The sequence below is a fragment of the Mycobacterium mantenii genome (genome assembly GCF_001667865.1).
GTDB lineage: Bacteria > Actinomycetota > Actinomycetes > Mycobacteriales > Mycobacteriaceae > Mycobacterium > Mycobacterium mantenii_A.
The window spans coordinates 55878-67903 of sequence record NZ_LZJP01000083.1; the positions used below are offsets into that span (position 1 = coordinate 55878).

14 protein-coding genes are annotated in these 12026 nt (G+C 68.8%); 4 read left to right on the plus strand and 10 right to left on the minus strand.

The window, feature by feature from the left end; all coding sequences use genetic code 11:
• Positions 1-30 precede the first annotated feature (30 nt).
• From A5688_RS12910 to glmS, 3 genes are all read right to left on the minus strand, one after another.
• Complete coding sequence (locus A5688_RS12910; protein WP_067833993.1) at positions 31-711, minus strand: rhomboid-like protein; 681 nt, start codon at positions 709-711, stop codon at positions 31-33.
• Between the two features lie 105 nt (positions 712-816).
• Complete coding sequence (locus A5688_RS12915; RefSeq protein WP_067833991.1) at positions 817-1725, minus strand: DUF4436 domain-containing protein; 909 nt, start codon at positions 1723-1725, stop codon at positions 817-819.
• Positions 1726-1845: 120 nt separating this feature from the next.
• Entirely contained in the window at positions 1846-3732 is a 1887-nt protein-coding gene (glmS, locus tag A5688_RS12920) for a glutamine--fructose-6-phosphate transaminase (isomerizing) (RefSeq protein ID WP_067833989.1), read from the minus strand.
• Positions 3733-4263: 531 nt separating this feature from the next.
• Here glmS and A5688_RS12925 point away from each other — a divergent pair.
• The 4 genes from A5688_RS12925 to A5688_RS12940 all read left to right on the plus strand — a co-directional run bounded on the left by A5688_RS12925 (position 4264) and on the right by A5688_RS12940 (position 6845).
• On the plus strand, positions 4264-4461 hold the full coding sequence (locus A5688_RS12925) for an Rv1535 family protein (RefSeq protein WP_067833988.1): 198 nt from the start codon (positions 4264-4266) through the stop codon (positions 4459-4461).
• Between the two features lie 83 nt (positions 4462-4544).
• Positions 4545-5384 carry a dienelactone hydrolase family protein gene (locus tag A5688_RS12930; RefSeq protein ID WP_067908824.1) on the plus strand — a complete coding sequence of 280 codons (840 nt, stop codon included), beginning with the start codon at positions 4545-4547 and terminating at the stop codon, positions 5382-5384.
• A gap of 31 nt (positions 5385-5415) precedes the next feature.
• On the plus strand, positions 5416-5766 hold the full coding sequence (locus tag A5688_RS12935; protein ID WP_067833983.1) for an ester cyclase: 351 nt from the start codon (positions 5416-5418) through the stop codon (positions 5764-5766).
• 38 nt (positions 5767-5804) lie between these two features.
• Complete coding sequence (locus tag A5688_RS12940) at positions 5805-6845, plus strand: LLM class F420-dependent oxidoreductase (RefSeq protein ID WP_067908827.1); 1041 nt, start codon at positions 5805-5807, stop codon at positions 6843-6845.
• A 4-nt stretch (positions 6846-6849) separates the two neighbouring features.
• Here the strand turns inward: A5688_RS12940 and A5688_RS12945 are convergent, their stop codons facing one another.
• From A5688_RS12945 to A5688_RS12975, 7 genes are all read right to left on the minus strand, one after another.
• Positions 6850-8265: a hypothetical protein gene (locus A5688_RS12945; RefSeq protein ID WP_067908830.1), complete on the minus strand. Its 1416-nt coding sequence runs from the start codon at positions 8263-8265 to the stop codon at positions 6850-6852.
• Positions 8266-8268: 3 nt separating this feature from the next.
• Positions 8269-8598, minus strand: a complete 330-nt coding sequence (locus A5688_RS12950) for a hypothetical protein (RefSeq protein ID WP_067833979.1) — start codon at positions 8596-8598, stop codon at positions 8269-8271.
• A gap of 50 nt (positions 8599-8648) precedes the next feature.
• Entirely contained in the window at positions 8649-9995 is a 1347-nt protein-coding gene (glmM, locus tag A5688_RS12955) for a phosphoglucosamine mutase (protein WP_067833977.1), read from the minus strand.
• 148 nt (positions 9996-10143) lie between these two features.
• Positions 10144-10584 (minus strand): 30S ribosomal protein S9, encoded by a 441-nt coding sequence (gene rpsI / locus A5688_RS12960; RefSeq protein WP_165606934.1) that lies wholly within the window; start codon positions 10582-10584, stop codon positions 10144-10146.
• A gap of 104 nt (positions 10585-10688) precedes the next feature.
• On the minus strand, positions 10689-11132 hold the full coding sequence (gene rplM, locus A5688_RS12965) for a 50S ribosomal protein L13 (RefSeq protein WP_067908833.1): 444 nt from the start codon (positions 11130-11132) through the stop codon (positions 10689-10691).
• A 250-nt stretch (positions 11133-11382) separates the two neighbouring features.
• A complete protein-coding gene (locus A5688_RS12970; RefSeq protein ID WP_120312151.1) occupies positions 11383-11685 on the minus strand; it encodes a WXG100 family type VII secretion target in 303 nt (100 codons plus the stop codon).
• 9 nt (positions 11686-11694) lie between these two features.
• Positions 11695-12012, minus strand: coding sequence for a WXG100 family type VII secretion target (locus A5688_RS12975; RefSeq protein WP_067833971.1), 318 nt, complete (start codon positions 12010-12012; stop codon positions 11695-11697).
• Positions 12013-12026 lie beyond the last annotated feature (14 nt).

Here is a 12026-nt window from a genome sequence, read left to right on the forward strand (position 1 = left end):
GCTTGGGCCGCAAAGCCTTTCGGCGCCGCATCAGGTCGGGGTTTCCGGCGGCACGTTGCGGCGCGCCATGGCCCGCAGGCGCGCAGGGCTCAACGGGCTGCTGCGTTTGGTGCTGCTGCGAGTCATCGGGTAGAAGCACAAGCCGATGAGGATCGAGGTGAAGTGCCCGATCGCGGTGAAGTTCAATTGGCTGCCCATCGTGATCAGCGGGAAACCGAAGATGATGAACAACACCCCCAGATAGCCCCAGCGCCACGGCCGGGCGATGTGGAAGGTCAGCACGGCCATCACGCCGACGAGGAAATAGCTCACCCCGATGTCGCGGGAGTGCACCAGCCGCTGCGGGGCGTCGTGGTCCTCGATCGCGAAGTAGAGGATGCCTTCGCTGATGTAGGTGGCAAGGATGTGCGAGCTCAATCCCACAGTGAGCCAGCGCAGCTGGCCGAGCCAGTGCTCGGCCGGCGCGAGAAACAGGGTGAACAGCAGCAGGTAGGGCTCGAAGTTCTTGCCGTCGATCCACAGCAGGCTGGCGAACAGGACGCCGAGCGGGTCGCTGCCCAACTCGTGAATGTTGGTGGAGCGGTGCAGGAGTACGGAGTGCAGCTCCCGGCCGGTGAGATGGGTCTGGATGATCGTCGTGATCATCAGCACGAGCAGCCAGCCGTAGGTCAGCGGCGCGCTGGTCACGTAATGCCAAACCACCAGCGTCATACTGCGCACTCGCCTGCGAACCGATGGATGCACCACGCCATCAACCTTCGCACGCGGGGCGTGCCGCCGGACAACTTCGGCGGCAAACACGCCGCCGGCGCCCGGCTACTTCGCGGGCGCGGGAGCCGGATCCGCCGGTGCGGGGGCGGGATTCGCGGGCGCGACGGCGGGCATCGGTTTCAAATGCCGCCACCAGGTGCTGATGTAGATCACCATGGAGAGCGCCAGCGCGGCCAGGACCCAGATGACGACGGTGATGTCGACCCAGCTGCCGAACGGCGGCGAACCGGGCAGCGCGTTGCGCAGCGGCACCACCGCAAACAGCATGGCCGCGTACCACGTCGTCATCGGCGGCTGAAACGGGCGCCGGTCGCGCGCCGTCTGGACCGCGACGAACACCGCCAGACTGGCGATCGTGATCAGCACGCCGAGGATGACGATGGCGAACGCCGCGGTGCTGAGCGACCGCCGCACGTTCAGTCGGTACGGACCGTCGGCCTGGGATCTGGTGGCGGACAGCCGCCATCCCGAAAGATGGTCGACGAAGGTGACCGGCACGCGGACCGCCGCCCGTTCGGTATCGGGTCCGTAGAAGATCTCGACTTCGATCGGCCCCGAGCGGTATTGATCGAAGGGCCAGCGTTCGATCTGCCCGGCGATGGTCAGCGGGACCGCCATCAGGCCGGGCAGCATGCCCTTGGTCCAGGTGTGCCGGGCGGGCATCGCGGCCGATCTGACCCGCAGGCTCAGGTCGTCCTTCAGATGGTGGGTCGTCGGATCCAGCAGCGCGGAACCGGGATTGAATGCCAGGTTGACGGCCAGCACGCTGTTGTTGGACTGAATGTCTTCGACGTTGATGGTCGCCGACGGCTTGTCGCCGTCGGGAGTCGCGGCGGTCGCATCCAGACGCCGGCCCGTGCCGCTTTGCGCGTACATCCCGACGGCCACCACGTACGCCGCCAGGATGAGGACGACAAGGCCTACGACGCCGTACTTCGTGCCGGCCGATCGCATACTTCCTCCCGTACGGACTTAGCCCAACCCACCTGCCGCAAAAGCTGCCCGAGGGGAAATGTAGTGGATCGGCTGCGCCTCTGCCGGGTATCCGCGCGAAGCGGCGCGAGGCATGCCGGCCTATTCGACGGTGACGGACTTGGCCAGGTTTCGCGGCTTGTCGACGTCGTAGCCGCGCGCCTGCGCCACCGAGGCGGCGAACACCTGAAGCGGGATCGTCGACAACAGGGGTTGCAGAAGCGTTGACACGGAAGGAATTTCGATCAGGTGATCGGCGTGGGGGCGCACGGTGTCGTCGCCTTCCTCGGCGATCACGATGGTGATCGCCCCGCGCGCCTGGATCTCGCGGATGTTGGACAGCAGCTTGGCGTGCAGCACGGCCGAACCCTTGGGGGACGGCATGATGACGATGACCGGCAGATCGTCCTCGATCAGCGCGATGGGACCGTGCTTGAGCTCGCCGGCGGCGAAGCCCTCGGCGTGCATGTAGGCCAATTCCTTGAGTTTGAGCGCGCCTTCCAGCGCCACCGGGTACCCGACGTGGCGACCCAGGAACAGCACCGTCGGGGACTGGGCGAATTGATACGCCAGGGCGGCCACCGGCTTGATCGTCGCGATCACCCGCGCGACAAGGTCCGGCATCGCTTCCAGCTCGTGGTATTCGCGCTGCACCTCGTCGGGGTACTTGGTGCCGCGGGCCTGCGCCAGCGCCAGCCCGACCAGATAGTTGGCGGTGATCTGCGCCAGGAACGTCTTGGTCGAGGCCACCCCGATCTCCGGGCCGGCGCGGGTGTACAGGACGGCGTCGCACTCGCGCGGAATCTGCGAGCCGTTGGTGTTGCAGATCGCCAGGACCTTGGCCTTCTGCTCCTTGGCGTGCCGGACGGCTTCGAGCGTGTCCGCGGTTTCACCGGACTGCGAGATGGCGACCACCAGGGTGCTGCGGTCCAGAACCGGGTCGCGGTACCGGAATTCGCTGGCCAGCTCGACCTCGACGGGCAGCCGCGTCCAGTGCTCGATCGCGTACTTGGCCAACAGCCCGGAGTGATATGCGGTGCCGCAGGCCACCACGAACACCTTGTCGATCTCGCGGAGTTCCTGGTCGCTCAAGCGCTGTTCGTCGAGGACGATCCGGCCGTCGACGAAATGCCCCAGCAGGGTGTCGGCCACGGCGGCGGGCTGCTCGGCGATCTCCTTGAGCATGAAGTACTCGTAGCCGCCCTTTTCGGCGGCGGCCAGATCCCAGTCGATGTGGAACTCGCGGTAGGCGCCGGGTCCCAGGTCTTCATTGCCGTCGAAGTCGGTGATCCGATAGCCGTTCGCGGTGATCACCACGGCTTGGTCCTGGCCGAGTTCGATGGCGTTGCGGGTGTGTGGGATGAAGGCCGCCACGTCGGAGCCGACGAACATCTCGCCGTCGCCGATGCCGATCACCAGCGGGGTGGAGCGGCGGGCGGCGACGATGGTGCCCGGGTCGTCGGCGTTGGCGAACACCAGCGTGAAGTGACCATCCAGGCGGCGCAGCACCGCGAGCACCGAGGCGGCGAAATCGCCCGCGGTGTCGCCGTGCCGGTAGGCCTGCGACACCAGATGCACCGCGACCTCGGTGTCGGTGTCGCTGGCGAACTCGACGCCCTGAGCCTCCAGCTCGTGGCGCAGGCCGGCGTAGTTCTCGATGATGCCGTTGTGGACCACCGCGATCTTGCCGGGGGCGTCGCGGTGCGGGTGGGCGTTGCGGTCGGTGGGGCGTCCGTGGGTGGCCCACCGGGTGTGGCCCAGACCGGTGGTTCCGGTCAGCGACGACGGCGGCATCTCGGCGACCGCCTCTTCGAGATTGGCCAGCCGGCCGGCCCGACGGCTGACCGTCAGGGTGCCTGCTGAGGGGCCACTGCCGTTGACCAGGGCGATGCCCGACGAGTCATAACCGCGGTATTCCATCCGGCGCAGGGCGGCCATGACGACCTCGCAGGCGGGCTGCTGCCCGACGTAGCCGACGATTCCGCACATTCTGACCAGGGTAGTGCAGGCGGACCACCACCCCCGCACTCCACCGTCGTGGTCAGGCCGCCCACCTGCACGAAAGGCCCGCGTCGACCCCCTACCGCCAGTTCACCCGCCGCCGGGTTTCGGCGCACCGGGTCGGTGACGGTTTCATTCACTCAATCGTCATAAACGGCGGAAAGGTTTTTCACCTGATGTATTTGTGACGTTTTCGTTTGCCTCCTCACCCGCAAGATTTATCGACCTAGCATTCGAAACGTCAGCAAATATTGGAAAGAGCCCGAGCCAGCGGAAGGACGAGCTGCTTGAAGCCCGCCCGGTCACGATTGCGCAGCTTATCAGCCGCGAAACCGTCGTCATCGCTTTGCAGTCACGCATTAATTAGGCATAAGCCAAGTATTCTGGCTACCTGGGACCACGCTTTTAGCCGAGCCATGAATTCAGTCGTCAGTGGTTGTTAACCGGGAATTGTGCAACGGGTCGTATTGAGATGCGTAACTTTTCGGACCGCCCATCAGGCGCCATGAGGAGGCAATCATGACCGCAGTTCGCTACGACGACGTGGTGCCCGCCCCGATGGCACCGGCACCGCGGCGGCCGGGCAAGCCGCGCCCGCGGGCGGCGACCGGCTCCGGTAACCCCTTGATGGACATGACCACCCAGCTGCTGTCCGGCGCCCTAAACCAGCTCTATGCGGCGCTGTGGCGGGTGGGTGTCATCGAGGTCAGGGGCTAGAAAGGGCGCGGGAGCCCGGCCGGGCGGGCGGGGCGGCGTTCCTTCTCCTCCGGCGCCCGTTTGCGATGCGCTAACGTCAACGCGTGGCCCGCACCCGCAAGCTCGTCGCAGCTGTCAGCCGCCGTGGTCCGCATCGGGTTTTGCGCGGTGACCTGGCCTTTGCCGGGCTACCCGGAGTGGTGTACACCCCCGAGGAGGGGCTGAATCTGCCCGGCGTGGCGTTCGGCCACGATTGGCTCGCCGGCGCGGCCCGGTATGCGAACTTGCTCGAGCATCTGGCGTCGTGGGGCATCGTGGCCGGCGCTCCCGACACCCAGCGCGGCCTGGCCCCGTCGGTGCTGAACTTCGCCTTCGATCTCGGCACCGCGCTGGACATCGTGTCGGGCGTGCGGCTGGGCCCCGGCAAGATCAGCGTGCATCCCGCCAAGCTGGGTGTGGTCGGTCACGGCTTCGGTGGCTCGGCGGCGGTGTTCGCCGCGGCCGGGATGCCGGGCAAGCTCGCCGCGGTCGCGGCGCTGTTCCCCAGCGTCACCAGTCCGCCGGCCCAGCAGCCGGCCGCGACGCTGAAGGTTCCCGGGGTGATCTTCACCGCACCGGGCGACCCGAAAACGCTGAACTCCAACGCGTTGGCACTGGCCGACGTGTGGGACGCGGCGACGCTGCGCATCGTCAGCAAGGCCGAATCCGGCGGGCTGGTCGAGGGCCGGCGGCTGACCAAGGTGCTGGGGCTGGCCGGCCCGCACCGGCGCACCCAGCGGTCGGTCCGGGCGCTGCTGACCGGCTACCTGCTCTACACCCTCGCCGGCGACAAGACGTATCGCGATTTCGCCGATCCGCAGGCGCACCTGCCCGGCACGGATGCGATCGACCCCGAGGCCGAAGCGATTCCGCTGGAAGACAAGATCGTCGCCCTGCTGAAGTGAGGCGGCACGGCCGAAGGGGTAGTTGCCCAGTATGTCGACCGTGCGAGCGCTCTACGACCGCTGGATCATCGAGCTGTGGAACGGCCAGCCCATCGCTGCCGAGATCGTCACCGACGACTTCGTGGGCCACTGGCCCGGCCGGGAGGTGCACGGGCCGCAGGGGCTCGCGCAGGTCATCGAACAGACCCGAAACATGTTCTCGGACCTGAGCTTTGCCATCGAGATCGGACCGCTGTCCGACGGCGACCTGGTCGCCGGGCGTTGGGTGGGTACCGGCCTTGGTCCGGACGGCCCGGTCTCGTTCACCGGCAACGACATCCTTCGCCTCGCCGCCGACGGCCAGCGGTTCGCGGAGTACTGGACGGGCACGTCGACGGGCTGACGGTCCCGGCCCGCGCGGCGGCGTGGTAAGTGTCTGTGATGCGAATCGGGATCGCTCTTAACTATTCGGGTGGCTTCCACGAGGCCGTCGACCGCGTGGTCGAGCTGGAGAAGTCGGGCATCGAGGTCGTGGTGGTGGCCGAGGCGTATGCCTTCGACGCCATCAGCCAGCTGGGCTATCTGGCCGCCAAGACGAACACCGTGGAGTTGGCGTCCGGGGTGCTGCCCATCTACATCCGCACGCCGTCGCTGCTGGCGATGACGGCCGCGGGGCTGGATTACGTGTCGGGCGGGCGATTCCGCCTCGGCATCGGCACCTCCGGGCCGCAGGTGATCGAGGGGTTTCACGGCGTGCCGTTCGACGCCCCGATCGGCCGCACCCGCGAGATCGTGGAGATCTGCCGCAAGGTGTGGCGCCGCGAACGCGTGCAATACGACGGCAAGTACTACCAGCTGCCGCTGCCCGCCGATCGCGGGACGGGGTTGGGCAAGCCGCTGCAACTCATCAATCACCCTGTGCGCGAACGTATTCCGGTCAGCATCGCCGCGCTGGGACCGAAGAATGTCGAGCTCACCGCCGAGATCGCCGAGGGCTGGCAGCCCGTCTTCTACCTTCCGGACAAGGCCGCGTCGATCTGGGGTGACGCCTTGGCGGCCGGTGCCGCCAAACGCGATCCCGCACTGGGGCCGCTCGACGTTATGGTGCACGCCTCGTTGGCCATCGGGGACGACGTCGACGCGCGGCTGGCGTGGGTCAAGCCGCAGCTGGGGCTCTACATCGGCGGGATGGGCGCCAAAGGCCGCAATTTCTACCACAATCTGGCGACGCGGTACGGGTTCGGCGAGGTCGCCGACCGCATCCAGGAGCTGTACCTGTCCGGCCGCAAGCAGGAGGCCATCGATGCGGTGCCCGACGAGCTGGTGCGCGGCATGTCGCTGATCGGCCCGCCCGGATACGTCGCCGAACGCATGGCCGCGTTCGCCGAGGCGGGGGTGACCACGCTGTTGGTGAACCCGTTGGCCGCCGACCCCGCCGAATCCGTGCGCTTCGTCGAGGAAGCCCTCAAGCTGCAGCCCTGAGCGGTCATTGCCCCGCCTGCGGAAGCTGGTCCGCGGCAATCTCGCACGGCGTCGATCCCTGGCCCGCCGCGGGTGCAGGGGCGGCGGCCGGCGACGCGGGTGGTGCGAGCGGTGGCGGGTCGGCCGGCGGCGCGTTCACCGGTGCTGGGGCGCCGACGGGTTGGATCGATTCGTCGGGCTGGTTCGGCTCCGGTTCGCCGACGGGCTGGTCGGTCGTTGCGGGGCCGTCGGTTGTGGCGGCATCATCGGTTGTGGCGGGATCATCGGGCCCGTCGCCGGCCTTATCGCCGGCGTTCTCGGCACTGTCCTCGGAATCGTCTGTGTGGAAGGGGTTTTCGTCGAAGTCGCCGCCGTCCCCGGTCACCGGATCCGCGCCGCCCAGGCCGTCACCGGCGGATCCGATCAGCCCGCCCACCGCGTCGACGATCCGGCCGGCCAGCCCGAGAAGCCCACCGCCGCCGCCGAGTCCGCCACCCAGACCGCTACCGCCGAACCCACCCAGATCGCCCGCAGGCATGCCCAGGCCGTCACCGAGCGCGGATCCCCAGTCCGCGGGAGGCGCGGCAGCGACCGGCGACGGGGCGGGGGTCACCGGATCGGGTATGGCGGAGACCGGTCCGGGCGCGGCGGCCGTCAGCGTCGGCGCCGGATCCACCGGCGGTTCGGGCGCCGAATTCACCGTCGGTTCGGGCGCGGTCGCCGGCGGGGCCAGCTGCATCGGTACCACACCCGCCCCGAGGTCACCGGGAAACTCGAAGCGCGCCGTCGGGACGGCGGCCATCTTGTCGATGACCATGGCGTAGGACGTCTCGACCCCGTCCGAGGTGGACCGCATCGCGGTCAACCAGTCATGGCGAATAGCGTTGTCCACGTAGGGCATTACCTGCTGGCGCACCACCTCCGCGGCGCGGTCCCGGTCCCCGGCCATCACCGCGGCCGCGGCGGCCAGCCATGCCGGCCGCGCGGCGGCCACCCGGTCGTCGACGGCGATGGCCGTCGCCACCTCCGAATCGATCAGGTACCACAGGTTGTCGCGCAGCGACTCGCAGCGTTGGGCCGCCGCGCGCAGCTCGGTGGCCAGCGCGTCCGCGGTTTCGCAATGCCGCTGCAACAGCTGCACCGCGGCGTCTCCGCCCGGACCCGTCCACGCCGCGGCCAGCTCGGCCACCTGGGCGCGCTGCATCCGCAGCGCCTCGGCCGCGACCACGCCCGACGCCCGCAGCTCCGCACAGTCACGATCCAGCGCGCGCAGGTCCAGGCCGTCCTCACCGGCATACCATTCCCGGATTTGCGCGGGATGCGTTGTCAGATCGGGGTTTTGGTAGCCGAGCACCTGGCAGGCCTGCACGTAGGTCTGGGTGTGCTCGACGGCCACCCGGCCCTCCTCAAGGCGCGCGGCCACATCCAACCGGTCGGCCATCGGCTAGGCGATCCGCGCCGCGGCATACAGTTCGGCGTCGGCGTAGCGCTCGGCGCTGGACCGCAGGGCGGCCGCGATCTCGGCCGACGCGCGCGACCATTGCGACACCTGCGCCACCAGCCGCTCGAATTCGATGCGCAGCGCGTCGCCGCGCGCGGTGTGGTCGCGGCCGGCGCCGGCCCCGCCGAAAGCCAGTCTGGACAGGTGGTCGCTCACCGCGCGGTCGATGAACTCGGCCGCCATGGCGAATTGATTAGCCACCCGCTGCGCCGCCGGCGCGTCGATCTGCGTGCGGGCGATGGCTACCGGGCGTGTTCCCCCAACGGATTTCATGCCTTATCCGACGCCCGCGGGGGTGGCGGGGTTCCGGTGGGTTAGGCGATCTACAGCGCGCCGCTGACCGCGTCGGCGACGCGGGTGGCGATGCGCGCGGCGATGTCCTTTTCGGGCGCTTCCACCATGACGCGGATCATCGGCTCGGTTCCCGACGGGCGCAACAGGATTCGGCCGGTGTCGCCCAGCTCGGCCTCGGCCTGCCCGACGGCGCTCTGCACCGCGGGTGCGGTCGCGGCGATGTCCTTGTCGGCGACGGTCACGTTGATCAGCACCTGCGGCAGCGTCTGCATCGCCGAGGCCAGTTCGGCCAGCGTCGAGCCGGTCTGCACCATGCGGTTCATCAGCCGCAGGCCGGTGACGATGCCGTCGCCGGTCGAACCCAGCGCGGGCATCACGATGTGCCCGGACTGCTCGCCGCCCAGGCTGTAGTCGCCGGCCCGCAATTCCTCCACGACGTAGCGGTCGCCAACCCCGGTGGTGCGCACCTCGATTCCGGCCGAACGCATGGCCAGGTGCAGCCCCAGGTTGCTCATCACGGTGGTGACCAAGGTCTTGGATGCCAGCTCGTCGGCCTCGTGCATCGCCAGCGCGAGCACGACCATGATGTGGTCGCCGTCGACCAGGTTGCCGTCGGCGTCGATCGCCAGGCAGCGGTCGGCGTCCCCGTCGTGGGCCAGGCCCAGGTCGGCGCGGTGCGCGATGACCGCCGCGCGCAGCGAGTCCAGATGCGTCGACCCGCAGTTGTCGTTGATGTTGAGCCCGTTGGGGTCGGCGTTGATCGCGATCACCCTGGCGCCGGCGGCGCGGTAGGCGCGCGGGGCCACCGCGGAGGCCGCGCCGTGGGCGCAGTCCACCACCACGGTCAGCCCGTCGAGGCGCAGGGTGCTGGCCTTGCTCAGGTGGCGCAGGTAGCGGTCGTCCGCGTCCTCGGCGTCGATGACCCGTCCGATTCCGGCGCCGACCGGACGCAACCCGGGGTCGACAGGGACATCAGCGAGCAGCGCTTCAATGTCATTCTCGGTGCCGTCGTCGAGCTTGCGGCCGCCGGGGCCGAAGATCTTGATGCCGTTGTCGGGCATGGGGTTGTGGGACGCCGAGATCATCACGCCGAAGTCGGCGTCGTAGGCACCGGTCAGGTAGGCGACCGCCGGGGTGGGCAGCACCCCGACCCGCAGCGCGTCGACGCCCTGGCTGGTCAGCCCGGCGATCACCGCGGCCTCCAGCATCTCGCCGCTGGCCCGCGGATCGCGGCCGATCACCGCGACGCGCCGGCCCGGCGCCGGGACGCTCGCCAGGTGCCGCGCCGCCGCGGAACCCAGCGCGAGCGCCAGCTCGGCGGTCAACTCGCGATTGGCGACCCCGCGGACACCGTCGGTGCCGAATAGTCGACCCATGCGGTAAACCTCTCACAGTTGTCGGGCTAGCACCTAACGTGCCCGTTCCTTTGTCGATGAAACGGGCCGCGTCGGGGCGCAGACACGCCGCATCCGGCCACAACTTGTGCACCACGATGCCAAGTTGTGGCCGGATAGCGACCGCTGATCAGCGCTTGCTGTACTGAGGCGCCTTACGGGCCTTCTTCAGGCCGTACTTCTTGCGCTCGGTGGCACGCGGGTCACGGGTGAGGAAGCCGGCCTTCTTCAGCGGCGGCCGGTCCTCGGGCTGGGCCAGGATCAGCGCCCGCGCGATGCCCAGGCGCAGCGCGCCGGCCTGCCCCGAGGGGCCGCCACCGTGCAGCAGGGCGTAGATGTCGAAGCTGTCCACCCGGTCGACGGTGACCAGCGGGGCCTTGATGAGCTGCTGGTGCACCTTATTGGGGAAGTAGCCCTCCAGCGTGCGGCCGTTCAGGTTGAACTTGCCGGTGCCGGGCACCAGGCGCACCCGCACCACGGCCTCCTTGCGGCGGCCGACGGTCTGGATGGGCCGGTCGAACACGAAGGACTCGGCGGGCGCGGCGGCTGCGGTGGTCTCAGAGGCCTCCACCGGGGCTTCGGTCGCCTCGGCGGCGACCACTGTTTCCTCGACGGTCTCTGCGACTTCTGGGGTGTCCGGGTTCTCCGGGTTTTCCGGGGCCTCGGTCGTTTCGGTCACTGGGCCACCTGCTTGATCTCGTACGGAACGGGCTGTTGTGCGGCGTGGGGGTGTGTCGGGCCGGCGTAGACGTGCAGCTTGCGCGCGATCTGCCGGGCCAGCTTGTTCTTGGGCAGCATGCCGACGATCGCGTCCTGGACGACCCGGTCGGGGTGCTTGTCCATCAGCTCGCGGATGGTTCGGCTGCTCAGACCGCCGGGATACCCCGAGTGGCGGTAAGCCAGCTTCTTGTCCAGCTTCTGGCCGCTGAAGGCGACCTTGTCGGCGTTGATCACGATGACGAAGTCACCGCCATCGACATTGGGGGTGAACGTCGGCTTGTGCTTGCCGCGCAGCAGGGTGGCTGCCGCCACGGCAAGGCGGCCAAGCACCACGTCCGTGGCGTCGATGACGTGCCACGACCTCGTGGTGTCACCCGCCTTTGGCGTGTACGTAGGCACAGCGCTTACCTTCTCTTCTTCTCGAGGTGGATCCCGGGGTGACCCGGGGGCCGGTCAGGCGTTCGCGGTGAGGGCTTGGTCTCGGCGACCGACATTGACCCGAGGCCCCGGCGTACCGCACGCCAACGGAGCAGCTTACCGACCGCCATCCCCGCAGGTCAAAATGACTGTGTGGTCCCGACGGCTCTCCCCCGTCAGGACCACACAGGTCTCACGGCGCGGCCGGGGCCGCGCGGTGTCCATTCGGCCGCTACCGCGCCCACACCCCGGCCGCCCGGCGGTCGGCGTCGGCCACCTCTTGCGCGCCGTCGCGCACGGCATTTCCCAGCTCGGCCAGTATCTCGTTGAGCGCGGCCGCCGACTGCTGCCATCTCAGCTGCTCGGCCTGGTAGGCGGCGGCCGCTTCGCTGGTCCAGAGCTGCCGCAGCGGGGCGATTTGCGATCTCAGCTCGTCCAGCGCGGCGTTGAAGCGGGCCGACGTGGCGTGGATTTCCTGGCGCACCGAGTGTTCGATTTCGCCGAAGTCATAGGAAAGCATCGGGTCCACGGGGATCCTTTCTCGTCACAGGTTTCCACCGGCGGCGCCGATGCGGTGGGCATGGTTCTGGCCGGCCTCCTGCAGGGCGGCCGCGTTGTGCCGAATGGTGTCGGCGATGGTGTTCAGGGCGTGGTAGAGCCTCAGCGACTCCGCGTTCCAGCGATCCATCACGTCTTTGAAGCGCGCGGCCGCGAGCCCACCCCACGCCGACGGCGGTACGCCATTCATGCGGCCGACGAACGACTGCAGCATGGCCCTGAGTTCCTCGTTGCGGGCGTCGGTGGTAGCCGCCACCGACCGCATCAGGTCGAAGTCCGTGCTCAAAGTGTTCGATGCAGCCATACCAACTACGACCC